At 70.3% G+C, this 12,760-nt stretch carries 15 protein-coding genes and 1 pseudogene; 8 read left to right on the top strand and 8 right to left on the bottom strand.

All coding sequences use genetic code 11. From position 1 onward, the window contains the following. Positions 1 to 121: 121 nt before the first annotated feature. Positions 122 to 1,072, bottom strand: coding sequence for an MBL fold metallo-hydrolase (locus tag RQM47_RS11235; protein WP_409945814.1), 951 nt, complete (start codon positions 1,070 to 1,072; stop codon positions 122 to 124). Positions 1,073 to 1,075: 3 nt separating this feature from the next. Next, positions 1,076 to 1,555 carry an SgcJ/EcaC family oxidoreductase gene (locus RQM47_RS11230; RefSeq protein ID WP_314008992.1) on the bottom strand — a complete coding sequence of 160 codons (480 nt, stop codon included), beginning with the start codon at positions 1,553 to 1,555 and terminating at the stop codon, positions 1,076 to 1,078. A gap of 435 nt (positions 1,556 to 1,990) precedes the next feature. Here RQM47_RS11230 and RQM47_RS11225 point away from each other — a divergent pair, with 435 nt between their 5' ends. Further along, entirely contained in the window at positions 1,991 to 3,619 is a 1,629-nt protein-coding gene (locus RQM47_RS11225) for an ISL3 family transposase (RefSeq protein ID WP_311665192.1), read from the top strand. A gap of 46 nt (positions 3,620 to 3,665) precedes the next feature. Here RQM47_RS11225 and RQM47_RS11220 read toward each other — a convergent pair whose 3' ends face one another. The 4 genes from RQM47_RS11220 to RQM47_RS11205 are packed head-to-tail and all read right to left on the bottom strand — an operon-like array spanning position 3,666 to position 6,294. Further along, positions 3,666 to 3,986 carry an IS3 family transposase gene (locus RQM47_RS11220; protein ID WP_314008990.1) on the bottom strand — a complete coding sequence of 107 codons (321 nt, stop codon included), beginning with the start codon at positions 3,984 to 3,986 and terminating at the stop codon, positions 3,666 to 3,668. Then, the gene (locus RQM47_RS11215; RefSeq protein WP_311666072.1) at positions 3,970 to 5,376 is read right to left on the bottom strand and encodes an IS30 family transposase; all 1,407 of its coding nucleotides are present in this window, start codon (positions 5,374 to 5,376) and stop codon (positions 3,970 to 3,972) included. The genes RQM47_RS11220 and RQM47_RS11215 overlap by 17 nt, the downstream gene beginning before the upstream one ends. A 13-nt stretch (positions 5,377 to 5,389) precedes the next feature. Next, positions 5,390 to 6,013 carry an IS3 family transposase gene (locus tag RQM47_RS11210; RefSeq protein WP_314008988.1) on the bottom strand — a complete coding sequence of 208 codons (624 nt, stop codon included), beginning with the start codon at positions 6,011 to 6,013 and terminating at the stop codon, positions 5,390 to 5,392. After that, positions 6,010 to 6,294 carry a transposase gene (locus RQM47_RS11205; RefSeq protein ID WP_314008986.1) on the bottom strand — a complete coding sequence of 95 codons (285 nt, stop codon included), beginning with the start codon at positions 6,292 to 6,294 and terminating at the stop codon, positions 6,010 to 6,012. The genes RQM47_RS11210 and RQM47_RS11205 overlap by 4 nt, the downstream gene beginning before the upstream one ends. A gap of 131 nt (positions 6,295 to 6,425) precedes the next feature. On the opposite strand from RQM47_RS11205, the gene RQM47_RS11200 reads away from it, so the two are divergent. From RQM47_RS11200 to RQM47_RS11175, 6 genes and pseudogenes are all read left to right on the top strand, one after another. Then, a complete protein-coding gene (locus RQM47_RS11200; RefSeq protein ID WP_314008984.1) occupies positions 6,426 to 6,827 on the top strand; it encodes a hypothetical protein in 402 nt (133 codons plus the stop codon). Positions 6,828 to 7,188: 361 nt separating this feature from the next. Beyond that, positions 7,189 to 7,613 (top strand): annotated as a pseudogene (gene tnpA, locus RQM47_RS11195) (IS200/IS605 family transposase). Between the two features lie 135 nt (positions 7,614 to 7,748). Continuing rightward, positions 7,749 to 8,288, top strand: a complete 540-nt coding sequence (locus RQM47_RS11190; RefSeq protein ID WP_311662913.1) for a DUF488 domain-containing protein — start codon at positions 7,749 to 7,751, stop codon at positions 8,286 to 8,288. 185 nt (positions 8,289 to 8,473) lie between these two features. Further along, positions 8,474 to 9,661, top strand: a complete 1,188-nt coding sequence (locus RQM47_RS11185) for an IS256 family transposase (RefSeq protein ID WP_311662912.1) — start codon at positions 8,474 to 8,476, stop codon at positions 9,659 to 9,661. Further along, on the top strand, positions 9,658 to 10,245 hold the full coding sequence (locus tag RQM47_RS11180) for a hypothetical protein (RefSeq protein ID WP_314008981.1): 588 nt from the start codon (positions 9,658 to 9,660) through the stop codon (positions 10,243 to 10,245). Before RQM47_RS11185 ends, RQM47_RS11180 begins: the two co-directional genes overlap by 4 nt. A gap of 48 nt (positions 10,246 to 10,293) precedes the next feature. Continuing rightward, entirely contained in the window at positions 10,294 to 10,818 is a 525-nt protein-coding gene (locus tag RQM47_RS11175) for a hypothetical protein (RefSeq protein ID WP_311662910.1), read from the top strand. 38 nt (positions 10,819 to 10,856) lie between these two features. On the opposite strand, the gene RQM47_RS11170 is transcribed toward RQM47_RS11175, so the two are convergent. Beyond that, on the bottom strand, positions 10,857 to 11,501 hold the full coding sequence (locus RQM47_RS11170; protein WP_311662909.1) for a helix-turn-helix transcriptional regulator: 645 nt from the start codon (positions 11,499 to 11,501) through the stop codon (positions 10,857 to 10,859). Positions 11,502 to 11,563: 62 nt separating this feature from the next. On the opposite strand from RQM47_RS11170, the gene RQM47_RS11165 reads away from it, so the two are divergent. After that, positions 11,564 to 12,298: a sulfite exporter TauE/SafE family protein gene (locus RQM47_RS11165; RefSeq protein ID WP_311662908.1), complete on the top strand. Its 735-nt coding sequence runs from the start codon at positions 11,564 to 11,566 to the stop codon at positions 12,296 to 12,298. Here RQM47_RS11165 and RQM47_RS11160 read toward each other — a convergent pair. Further along, complete coding sequence (locus RQM47_RS11160; RefSeq protein ID WP_349256303.1) at positions 12,295 to 12,753, bottom strand: molybdenum cofactor biosynthesis protein MoaE; 459 nt, start codon at positions 12,751 to 12,753, stop codon at positions 12,295 to 12,297. The two genes, RQM47_RS11165 and RQM47_RS11160, sit on opposite strands and share 4 nt — an antisense overlap. Between the last annotated feature and the right edge of the window lie 7 nt (positions 12,754 to 12,760).

Here is a 12,760-nt window from a genome sequence, read left to right as displayed (position 1 = left end):
AGGGATCGATTTCTGAAGACGTGCAAACTGGCCGCATCTCGCCGTCTAGCTTTTGAGGACAAGCGTCCACGATTCAGTTTGGACCACGATCCGATTGCCACTAATGTCGCTGGATCGGCGCTTACCAGACCCCGCGTCGGTGGTTCGTGACCCAACGGTACATTCCTAGGATGTTGAGGATGCGCATCTGGTCGTAGCCGTACCAATCTTCGTATTCATCCTTAAAATCCACGTTGCGGTACAGCTGGTCCCAGTGCTGCCCCTCCCGGACCAAGTGGAGCACCTGGCCGTGCAGGTCGACCATGTACTCCCGCAAGTCTACAATGTCGTCTTTCGTCGCAGGCGTGTAATGCCCGATGTCGATGACGTCCACGTCTTGTTGGAGGACCCAGTCCAGGGACTCGATCCAGCCGCCGTAGTAGAAGTCCAGGAAGTCGTTGTAGGGGAACGTGTCCGACTGGCAGATGTCGGTGCACTGGAGCGCCTTGTACTGGGGGAAGTACACCAGGGTCATGCTGTTCGAGTGGCTCGGCGCGATGTGGTACAGCTCGACGGTCTCTCCACCGAGCGTGATCGTCGTGCTGTCGTCGAACACGACGTTGGGCACCGCCGTGGGCAGCTTCTCGCCGATGATGGGCTCGACGGCGTTCTCGTGGGCGACAACGGTCGCGCCGGCGTCTTGGAACACCTGGCTGCCAGCGATGTGGTCGAAGTGCGCATGCGTGTAGACGACGTAACGCACCGGCACGCCGAAGCGCGAGTCGATCTCGTCTTGGAGCCAGTTCGCAGAACACGTACCGGCCGGGTCGATCACGAGCGCGCCCTCGTCCGTGACCAGTACAAAGCCGCTATGGAGCGAGGGCAGAGCCTGGCTCGTGTGGCGGTACAAGTTGTCGTCGACCTGGGTCAGGCTGCGCGGCATGTCCGGGCACGGACCCTCTGTGGGGTCGGCCAGCGTCTCCCGGTCTGCGTAGGTCTCCAGCAGGACGGTCCGGCCGTTGGTTTGCGCGGACGCGGTCAGACTTCCTAAGGTCAACAGCGCGGCCGACAGCGTGAACAGGGATCGTCTCATAGCCTACTCGTCGATGACGGTGTTGTGAGCGGCTCGTATGCGCCAGTCTCTGTCGCGATCCACCAGCAGCCAGGTGAAGAGGCCGCTGTACGGCGGGATGGGGTCGCCGTCGGTGTCGCGCACCTGGGAGATCGTCCACGGCCAGTGGACCAACACCACGCCCGGGCGGATGGATACGGCTGTGGGCTCCCCGTCGACCGCGAACACGCTCTCGTCGTACCGCCCGGCGAACGATTCCGCATGGACGCTCGCGATCTCGGCCGGCCCGCACCATCGCTGCCCGGAAATGCCGACGAAGTCGCCGTCGGCTGTAAACTGGTCGCCCAGCCGTGTTCCGTCGTGCGCGTTCCACGCTTCGATGAAGGAGGAGACCGCCGAACTGGCGACAGCGTCCGGCCTATCGGGTTGCGCGAGCGTCGTCGCTGGACTGCACGCCGTCAGCAGCATGGCGAGGGTGGCGGCTAGAAGACTGGTCTTAAACATCGTGTCGCTTCGTCGGATTGGTTTGTGCTGTTCAGTCACGTGTCAGGTAGTACGTGCCATTCCTCACGTGCCGGGAGAGACCCGCCGCCGCGGCCACTCGCGTTCACCCGCGTTGGAGCGATTGGGGCCGCAACGCTCCAGCCCCGCGTCGGTTGCAGCGCCTGGTCACGTCGTTAAGGGCTGTCCGTGCGGGGAACGTGTGTGGGTCGACGGGCTGAGGGGGACCTTGCGGCTCAGTCCATCCGTCACCCCGAGCCACGGCACCCCGGTTCGGTCGTCCCGAAAACCCGCCGCGCCCGGACCCCAGGGTCGGCCTCCCACGTGAGATCACGATGATCCTGACCCGGTGTAGCGGCTCTCCCGCACTTTGTGTGATCGCGGACGGCGTCGCGCTCCGACGGGATCGTTCGGGCAGGCTCACCCGCCCGCCTCTGCATGGCCGCCTCCGTCGTCCCGTTCCGCATCCCCGGCTGCCGCCTCGACGCCGTCCAGGCCGACCCGTCTGACCTCACCGTCGACGCGAGCAGCAAGGCCCGCAGCGCCGTCTGCCCGGGGTGCGGCCACCGCTCGCGGCGCGTCCACGGCCTCTACACCCGCTCGCCGGCGGACCTGCCCGTCAGCGACCGAGCCGTCGGGCTGCGCCTCCGAGTCCGACGGTTCCGCTGCCTGAGCGAGGCCTGTCCGCGACGGACGTTCGCCGAGCCGTTCCCCGATCTCGTCGCCCGCCACGCCCGGCGGACGGACCGCCTGGCCGCGTCGCAGGTCCGCACCGGACTCGCGACGGGGGCCGAGCCGGGCGCACGGCTGCTCCGTGACCTGCGGATGCCGACGAGCCCCGACACCGTCCTCCGGCTCCTCCACCGGCACCCGGTGCCCGAGGCCGAGACGCCCCGCGTGCTCGGCCTCGACGACTGGGCATGGCGCAAGGGCCGCTCGTGGGGCACGATCCTCATCGACCTGGAGACGCGCCGTCCTGTCGATTTGCTACCAGACCGGACGTCGACGGCTGTCTCGGCGTGGCTCCGCGATCACCCCGGCGTCGAGGTCGTCGCACGCGACCGCTCGACCGAGTACGCCCGTGCGGTCTCTGAGGGGGCGCCCGACGCGGCCCAGGTCGCGGACCGGTGGCACCTGCTGCACAATCTCCGCCAGGTGCTCGTCCGGCACCTGACGAGCGTCCGCGGGCGGCTGAGGACGCTTCCAGGAGTAGAGAGCCTTCCGGCATCGGAGTACCAGCCTGGACGACGGACGGCCGCCGAGCGGGCGGCGTCGGCCGCCAGTCGCGACCGGCACCACGCCCGATACGTCGAGGTCCGACGGCTCCACGCCGAGGACGGCCTCAACGCGCTCCAGATCGCCCACGCGCTCCGGATCGACCGCAAGACCGTAGCCAAGTACCTCGCCGCCGACGCGTTCCCTGAGCGCGGACGCCACTCGGTGCCGCCGAGCGTCCTGGCGCCCTATCAGGAGCACCTCAACGCGCGGTGGGCGGAGGGCGAGCGGAGCGCGCTCGTGCTCTACCGCGAGATCGGAGCGCTCGGCTACTCCAGGTCATCGCGCCCGGTCTCGCGCTGGGCGCAGGGCCGCCGGACCGAGCCCCACCCCCGAACGCCCCGCAAGTACCTGACGGGGCTCCGCGAGCCGGTCGAGAGCGCACCGCGCCGCGGACGTCTGCCGTCGACGCGGAAGCTGGCCTGGCTGCTCGTCCGCGACCCTGAAGCGCTCGACGCATCGGAGACGGCCGTGCTCGCCCACGTCCGACAGGACACGGAGGTCGCACGTCTCCACGATCTCGCGCGCTTGTACAACCGGATGGTGCGCGAGAAGCGGCCGGACGACCTCGACGGCTGGCTGGAGGCGAGCCGCACGAGCGGGATCTCCGCGCTGGCGACCTTCTCGGACGGCTTGCGTCGGGACTACGCCGCCGTCCGCGCCGCGCTGGACGAGCCGTGGAGCAGCGGTCAGGCGGAGGGTCAGATCAACCGGCTGAAGATGCTCAAGCGCCAGATGTACGGCCGGGCCGGCTTCGACCTGCTCCGCAAGCGCGTCCTGTGCTCGGCGTGATCACACAAAGTGCGGGAGAGCCGGTGTAGCGGACGCCCGGTTAAGGTTACGCAGCAAGCTTGAGCGCTTGCCGTTGGTGATGCCGGTCTTCGTGTTCGACCGGCGTGAGGAAGCCGAGCGACGTGTGCCGACGGCGGGTGTTGTAGAAGGTCTCGATGTAGTCGAAGAGCGCCGACCGAAGCTCGGCCTGCGTCTCGAAGCGGCGGCCGTGGACGGCCTCCGACTTCAACGTCCCGAAGAAGCTCTCCGTGGGCGCATTGTCATGGCAATTACCCCGGCGGCTCATCGACGCGACGATGCCATGTCGCCTTAGGAGCGTCTGGTACTCGTGGCTCGTGTATTGCCCAGATTCAACCGGTCGTCGCAACGGTCGGTGGTGGTCGTAAGGCCTCGTCCATCGCTTCGGCTGGTGTACGCCAGCCTAGCGTCTTGCGGGGACGAGTGTTGAGCGCTAAGGCTACCGCCGCCAGCTCCGCCGCGCTGTGCGTGCTCAGGTCGGTCCCCTTCGGGAAGTACTGACGCAGTAGACCGTTCGTGTTCTCGTTCGTCCCACGCTGCCACGGACTGCGAGGATCGCAGAAGTACACGGGCAAGCCGGTCTGCTCCCGAAGCTCGGCGTGCTGCGCCATCTCGGCGCCCTGATCCCACGTCAGCGAGCGGCAGACCCGGTCTGGCAGTGGATCCATCGCCTGCGCGACTGCCTTGCGGACGGCCTCGGCGCCGTGTCCAGCCAGGGCCGGACCGTTCTTTTGGCGCGGCGCGGACCCGTGGTTGTCCATTCGAGGAAGCGGGAGCAGGAGCGTGTACCGCGTCGTGCGCTCGACCAGCGTGCCGATGGCTGAGCTACCGAGTCCGAGGATGAGGTCGCCCTCCCAGTGACCCGGCACCGATCGGTCGGCCGCTTCCGGTGGGCGGTTGCGGACGAGCAACTCGGGTGAGACAAACGATTTGCCACGCCCCCGCGTCCGGGCTCGCGGCGCGCGCAGGGTCCGCCCGGTTCGCAAGCATGCCGTCAGTTCGCGCGCCAGCCCACTCGGTCGGCTGTCATCGGCGTAGAGCGCCTGGTAAATGGCTTCGTGGCTAATGCGCATCGACGGGTCGTCGGGGAAGTCGACCCGCAGACGCGCGGCGATCTGCTCAGGGCTCCACGACTGCGCCCAGCGCCGAGGCTTGCGGCGTCCGTGTCGCCGTCCCTTCCACTCCACCGCCGGTCCCGGGACTTCGGCCCCGCTCGGCGAGGCGACAGCTCCGCTGAGGTGGTCCAGCCCGTAGGCGCGCAGCCTGGCGTTGGTGGTCAGCTTCGTTGGCCTGGGGCGCGCGGCCGATCGGTCGGCGTGCCACTGGGCTGTGGTCGCACGGTAGGCGAGCGACCGGCTGCGCGTGGCTGCGTTGCGACGGAGCTCTCGCGAGACCGTCGACGCTGCCCGGCCGATCCGGCGCGCGGTCTCGCGGACGCCGTGGCCTTGCGCGCGCAGCAGCGCGATCTCCTCTCGCTCGGCGAACGAGAGGTAGCGCCCCGAGAGTGCTGGGGCAGAGGGTGCGAGGTGTGTCGGGGGCATGCCACCAGCGTGTCGGAACCATCGGACCCCGACGGCCGGGGAGACGCCCACGCTACGGGCGGCGTCGACGCTGGACTGCCCGTCCGCGATGGCAATCCAGAACCGTAATCGGTGCGAGCGGCGCCCGACCGGCGGCCGCCCGGGTGAATGGAGTGGAGGACGTCCGGTGTTGTCAGGGTGTCGCGTCCGAGTGCTCATCGCAGATCCCTCCTCAAGGGTGTTGCGACGACCGGTTGAATCTGGGTTGCGATCCCTGATCCGAGTGTAGGACGAGGCCAGGGGCCGGGCGGCGCGACCGGAGCGCATTCTGGAGCGCCTCGACGACGAGCGCACGAGATGCCGACGGCCGGGCGGCCCACCCGACGACGCGGCGGGAGTGGAGGTCGAGCACGACCGCGAGGTAGAGCCAGCCTTCGCTGGTCCAGATCTGCGTGATGTCGGCCGTCCACGTCTGATCGGGAGCCTCGGGCTCAAAGGCCCGGTCGAGCACGTTCTCCGCGACCGGACCGAGAGGGGCCGAGGCCGGGGTGCGCTTGCGCCGACCCGGTGCTTTCCCGGTAACCCCGGCCTCACGCATGAGTCGGGCCACGCGCTTCTTGCTGCACGCGACGCCGCGAGCCCGAAGCTCGGCGTGGACCCGAGGCGCGCCGTACGTGCCGCGGCTCTCGCGATGGACGGCCCGGACCTCGACGGTCAGTCGGCGGTCCTTGACCTCGCGGGCCGACGTCGAGCGCGAGCGCCAGGCGTAGTACCCGCTCGGCGAGACGCCAAGCGCGGCGCACATCGCTCGCACGGAGCTCCGGCCGTGCCCCTCCTCGATCATGCGGTATCTCACCGGGAGGGCGAGGCGACGATACCGACGGCTTTTTTTAGGATCGCGTTCTCCTCTTGAAGCCGCTTGTTCTCGCGTTTGAGCTTGACGAGCTCCTCGTCGCGGGGGACGCCGTTGCCGGAGAAGGCATGGTGGCCGTCGTCGCGGAGCTCGCGCTTCCAGCGGTGGACAAGCGCGGGGCGGATGCCGAGATCGCGAGCGGTCTGGGCGGCGTTGCCGGAACGCTCGGCGGCGCGGACGGCCTCGACCTTGTACTCGCGGGTGTAAGTGCGGCGGGCGGGCATGGACATGGTCGGTGTGAGGGCGAGAGTACCCTTAACTGAGCGTCCGAGCTACCGGGTCAGGGTCACGCCGACCTCTCGTCCAACAAGGACCACCTCCGGGGCTTCGGCGAGCGGCGGTCGGACCCCCGCCCGTGACCGTTGGGATCGCCGACACCGGCCTGGTTGTCGCCTACCTCAACCCCCGCGACGAGTACCACGCCTGGGCCGTCGGCCAGTTCAAGCGGTACCCCTCGTTCGTGACGTGCGAGCCGGTCCTCGCCGAGGCCGCCCACCTCGTCGGCGGTCCCGGCCCCGTCGTCGGGCTCCTCATGTCGGGCGCGCTCCGCCTCGGCTACGCGCTCGCCGGCGACGAAGCGGCCGTTGCCGCGCTCGTCGCCCAGTATGCCGACGTGCCAATGGACCTGGCAGACGCCTGCCTCGTCCGGCTCGCCGAGCGCCACGCCCGCTGCGAGGTCGTCACCGTCGACGGCGACTTCTTCGTCTACCGCCGCCACGGCACCGAGGCCATTCCCGTCGCCCACCCCGGCGCCTAACGGCCTCCGACAACGATCGGAGCAGGATGGTCCGGTAGGGGGGAGGCGAGTCGGCGTTGAGCCGCGGGTGCTCCTCTGCGTTCTCGGAGGATCTCGCCTGGTGCGGCCGAGGTCACGCCGCCGCCGTTCACCCAACTCCCCCTCGCCGGCTCCACAACACACGTCCGGCGGCCGCCGACGCCTCCGTCCCGCTCGGGTGGGCCTGCGCCATGGGAGTTCCCATAACGCCGGACACTGTTGGCGAAGTCCGTCTGGGACTTCCAGATCCGGGCGTGGTAGGAGCGGTTCACTGTCCCAGCACGCCAGTAGAAGCTGCGCGCTTCAGCGCGAGGCTTTCAGCACGCACGGCTAGCTTGGGGTCATGCAGCAGCGCCGCGGCAGCCACAGCGTCTACGCCCTCCAGGTCCACGTCGTGTTCATCACGGAGTACCGCCGCAAGCTCCTCCGCGGTGAGGTCCAGGAGCGGTGCCGGGACCTCATCCGCCAGTCGTGCGACGCGCTCGACGTGCGGGTCCTCAAGGGCGTCGTGAGCGCCGACCACGTCCACCTCCACCTCTCGTACCCGGCCAAGCTCTCGGTCAGCGACCTCGTCCGCAAGGTCAAGGGGCGGAGCGCTCGGAAGCTGGTCCGGGAGTACCCGAGCGTGCGGCGCCGGTACGGCGGCGGGTTCTGGGGGATCGGCTACGGGGCGTGGAGCACCGGACGGACGCGATGGTCGACGAGTACCTGGAGCATCACCGGCACAGCGAGGGTCCGAACGGGACGGAGAATTTCATTCTGGAGTGACGCGCTTCCAGCGTGCATCTTCCCGTCGGCTTCAGCCGAGGCCCCGGCTTTCAGCCGGAATCCAACCTATGGGCTTTCAGCCCATAGTGGTTCAGTCGCCATGCGTCCCGGCCTCTCCGCTGTTTCTCTCTCGGCATGACATCCGACCAACGCATTTGGACCGTCGGCCACTCGAACCGCGACCTGGAGGACTTCCTCGACCTCCTCGAAGGCGCCGGCATCGAGCGGATCGCCGACGTCCGCCGCTTTCCCGGCTCGCGCCGCCAGCCGCACTTCGGCGGGGACGCGCTGCGCGAGGCGCTGGACGGACGTGGGATCGCGTACGTGCACGTCCCCGCCCTGGGCGGCCGGCGAGGCAAACCGACCGAAGGCTCGCCCAACACGGGCTGGCGCGTCGCCTCGTTCGGCGCCTACGCCGACTACATGGCGGAGGACGCGTTTGAGAAAGGGCTGGCCGAACTGGAGGCCGCCGCCCTGGAGCGCCGCACGGCCATGATGTGCTCCGAGGCCGTCCCCTGGCGCTGCCACCGCCGTCTGGTCGCCGATGCGCTCCTGGTGCGGGGCTGGGAGGTCCTCGACGTGATGGCCCCGGGCCGCGTCTCGCCGCACGCGCTGACCAGCTTTGCCCGCGTCTGCGATGGCGCGCTGACGTACCCGCCGGAGGACGCCGGATGATTCAGTCGTCCGCGCCTCGTGTCCAGTCCGTTGGCCTCGCCCCCCCGCCGCCAACGGTCGCCAGCAAGACGCTGCGGTGGGCGTGGCACGTCGCCCTCGCCGTGTTGGCGGGCTCGACGGGTGTCCTGTTCCGTCTGGCGGCGGCGGTAGCGTAGCGAATCTTGTGGGTTCAGCCATCCCAACCGATGATGACCCCCGACGACCGGACCAACGAGGCCACCGCCTCCCTCGAAGACCGCGTCCGCGACGCCATCAAGGGTGTGCTCGAACAAGTCATGGAGGAGGAGATGACGGCCCAACTCCAGGCCAAGCACCGCGAGCGGACCGAGCGCCGGCGCGGCGAGCGCAACGGCCACTACGGCCGCGCGCTCACCACGACCGCCGGGCACATCGAGCAGATCCGCGTGCCCCGAGCCCGCGAGATGCCGTTCCTGACGGAGGTGTTCGAGCGGTACCGGCGGATGACGGGCTCGCTGGAGGAGGCCGTGCTGGAGATGTACCTCCAGGGCGTCTCGACGCGAAAGGTCGAGCAGATCACCGGGAAGCTCTCCGGCACACGGATCTCGAAGGACGCGGTCAGTAGGATCGTCGCCCGCTTCGGCGAGGTGTTCTCGGAGTGGCGGGGCCGCCAGCTCGACCGCGAGCGCTCGTACCCGTACGTCTACCTCGACGCGACCTACCTCAAAGCGCGCTGGGCCGGCGCCGTCCGTGACGTCGCGCTGCTGGTGGCCGTCGGCGTCAACGACCAGGGCTACCGGGAGGTGCTCGCCGTTGAGGCGGCGGCCGGCGAGCGGACCGAGACGTGGCGGGGGATGCTCCAGGGCCTCGTCGAGCGCGGACTGCGCGGCGTCAAGCTCGTGACCTCCGACGACCACGAGTCGATCAAGTCGGCCGTGAAGGTGGAACTGCCGGGCGCGGCGTGGCAACGGTGCGTGGTCCACTTCGAGCGCAACGTCCTCGCCCACGTGCCCCAGGCCGAGGCGGAAGCGGTCGCGGCAGACCTCAAAGTCGTCTTCAAAGCCGCGCGCCGGGAGACGGCTGAGTCGCTGGCGGCCAGCTTCGCCGAGCGCTACGGCGAGCTCTACCCCAAGGCGGTCGCGTCGCTGAGCCGCGGGCTCGACGAGGCCCTGACCTACACGGCGTTCCCGTCGTCGCACCACCGGCTCATCCGCACGACGAACGGCTTGGAACGCGTCTTCCGGGAGGTCAAGCGCCGGACGCGGGTCGTCGGCGTCTTCCCGAACGAGCAGAGCGCTGAGACGCTGGCGACGGCGGTGCTCCTACGGGTCTCCGAGGACTGGGCCGAGCGCAAGTATCTCGACATGGACCCACTGCACGCCCTTTTTCACGAACCCACAAGATTCGCTACTTGACCGCGGCGGCGACGGGCGACACGTTCGGCCTCGACCCGATGAACGTCCGCCACGCGCACTCGCACCTGCATGTACTTCGGGTGGGCCACGCCGGCGCTGTTCGCGCTCGTCGTCCGGCGGCTGCCCGCCTGGATGGGCGGGTGACGCCGCGCGCCGGTCCCGTCGGCGCTGCTACGTTCGCGCTGGCGCTCCTGGCGTACCCGGCCTTCCTGCTGTTCGGGTACGCTCCGGCCGAAGTCGGCGGCTCCCGGCTCCCGCTCGGAGTCATGGCAGCGGAGCTCAACGTGCTCGCGTGGTACGTGTTCGTCGCGTTCTACCGCCCCGCCCGTCGGGGTGCGCCGCCGTCGCCAGTCCTGCGGCTGTTCGACCTCGCGGTGTTCTTCCTCGTCCTGGCCACGCTCGGCGCGTGGGGGCTCCCGGTGCTCCAGGCGACCGGCGTGGGCGGGGCGGCGCTCAAGACGGCGCTGACGCACCTCTTCCTCGATGCCTTCTCGGAGGGGTGGTTCGTGTTCGGCGTGCTGGGACTCGCCGCCGCTGAAGCCGGGGGCACGGTCGGCAGGGCGGGGCGGAACGCTCTGGGATAGGGCGCGGCCGCGGCGGCGGCGCGCGTCCCGTTCACGTTCGCGCTCGGGATGCCCGCGTCCCTCGTGCCGCCGCTATTCGGCGCGCTCGCCCGCGTCGGCGGCGCGCTTGTGGGCGCCGGACTCGTCGTGGCGGCGCTCGCGCTGGCGCCGCGCGTGCGGGGACTGTGGCGCGTCGCGCTCGGACTCCTCGTGCTGAAAGCGCTCGGCCAGCTCGTCGTGGCCGTCGGAGTGGGGGCGGGGTGGGCCGCGGTGCCGGCGTTCCGGATCGTCTGCCTCCACCTCATGCTGCTCGGCTTCGTGACGCTTGGGCTCGTTGCCGCCGCCCGCGCGGTGTGGGGAGCTGAGGCCACGCGTGGACGCTGGGCGCTGGCGGCCGCCGTCGGCGTGCTGCTGGCGTCCTTGGTGTTGCTGACGCCGCTGTGGCCGTCGGCGTGGGGCGGGGCGTGGGTAGTCTGGGCCGTGGCGGGGTGCGCCGCCGGACCCGTCCTGGTCGCGGCCGGAATGGCCGCGCTCGGTGGCGCGGGCGGTGGCCGAGGCGCTGCTAGCTTGGACCTCCCTCGCCCCCGGTCCTGATGCGCGCCCTCATTTTCTCGCACGCAGATCTCGAAGCGCTACGCCTCAGGCGGCTCGGCGAACTCGTACGTACAGGCGGCGAACCCGTCCGGGATATACGTCACACGCTCGATGGGGTCGTCAAAGAGCCGCTCGTAGAAGGCGGCCTCGAGCCGGCACGGCAGCCGCGTCCGCTTGACGGCCTCGGGGAACGGGCAGTTGCACTCGCGGATCGTGACGCTCCCGTTCCGGCGGATCTCGGGCATGAACCCCTGCTCGCGCAGGACATCGCCGAGCGCCGCCAGCCGGCCGGCATCGTCGCCCGCGGGAACCTGACGGAGGCGGGCCTGGACGTCGCGGAGCCGCTCGTCCCAGTAGCGCTCGAAAAAGTCGCGCACCATGTCGTCTTCGCCGCGGTCCAGGAGGTAGTCGAGCAGGCGGCCCAAGAGGAGCCCGTCGCGCGAGGGGAACAGCGTCTCGGCGCTGGGGTCGAGCGCGTAGCGCAGCGACGGGCGTCCGCGCGGCTGGCGCTGCGTCGACCGGACGACGAGCCCGTCGCGCTCCAGCCCACCGAGGTGCTGGCGGAGCGTGGGCCGCGTCAAGCCCGTGGCCGCCTGGGCGTCGTCGAGCGAGACCTCGCCGCGACGCTTCATCAGGAGCAGCAGCTCGCCTTTCGTGCCGGCGGGGAAGTGGGGGACGGGCATATCGCGGGAAGGTACAGGTTCGGAGTCCTAGACTCCGAAACGGCCGCCCCCCGACGCTTCTGATGGAGCCCACCGCGTTCCTGGTGCTGGTCGGGCTCGTGTTCGTGGCCGCGACGCTCTACGCCTCCGTCGGACACGGTGGGGCGTCGGGGTACCTCGCGGCGATGGCGCTCGTCGGCGTGGCGCCCGAGGCCATGCGCCCGTCGGCGCTCGCGCTCAACGTGTTGGTAGCCGGCATCGGAACGGTCGCCTTCGTTCGAGCCGGGCGGTTCTCATGGGGCCGCCTGTGGCCGTTCGCGCTGCTCTCGGTCCCCGCCGCGTTCGTCGGCGGGACCGTCGAGCTGCCGCCGGGGCTGTACCGGCCGGTCGTCGGCGCGGTCTTGCTCTACTCGGCGTTCCGTCTCGCGCGCCCGTCGCCGCCGGCGGGAGACACGCGCCCGCTCCCGGTGCCCGTCGCGCTGGGGTGCGGCGCGGCGATCGGCCTGCTCTCCGGTCTGGTCGGCGTGGGCGGCGGCATCTTCCTGAGCCCGCTCCTGGTGCTCGCCCGGTGGGCGGACGTGCGGACGGCGTCGGGCATCGCGGCGGCGTTCATCCTGGTCAACTCGCTCGCGGGCCTGCTCGGGCAGGCGACGCAGGGCGCGACGCTGCCGACGTTTCTTCCGGTGTTAGCCGTCGCCGCCGTCGTCGGAGGCGCCATCGGAGCGTGGCTGGGAAGCCGTCGGCTCCCGGCGCGCGTCGTGCGCCGCACGCTGGCCATCGTGCTCGTCGTGGCAGGGCTGAAGATGATCCTGAGCTAGCGGGGCGGCCCCTCGCTCTCGTCCGGTGCGGGCGACGTCGGTCCGGGAGCGCCCGTCAGGCCGTCCACCCAGCCGGCGGCGCCGTCGGCGTAGTGTTCACGCTTCCAGATGGGGACGCGCGCTTTGACCTCGTCGATCACGTAGCGACACGCCTCGAAGGCCGGCCCGCGGTGCGCGGCCGAGACGCCGACCCAGACGGCGAGCTCGCCGATGGCGAGCCGCCCCGTGCGGTGGACGGCGCGGACGGCCTCGACGTCAAACCGCTCGGCAGCCTCGGCCAAGACGTTCTCGCCCTCCGAGACCGCCAGCACGGTGTAGGCCTCGTACTCGAGCGCGGTCACGGCCCGACCGCCGTTGTGGTCGCGGACCCAGCCCTCGAAGGCGACGAACGCGCCCGCGGCGTCGGCCGCGAGGGCTCGGCGAAGCTCGGCGGGGTCGATGGGTTCGGTGGCGATCTCAAAC

Origin of the sequence: Rubrivirga sp. S365, assembly GCF_032248475.1 — a bacterium.
GTDB classification, from domain to species: Bacteria; Bacteroidota; Rhodothermia; order Rhodothermales; family Rubricoccaceae; genus Rubrivirga; species Rubrivirga litoralis.
The sequence above is the reverse complement of the archived record's forward strand: the minus strand, read 5'-3'. Positions and strand labels throughout refer to the sequence as shown.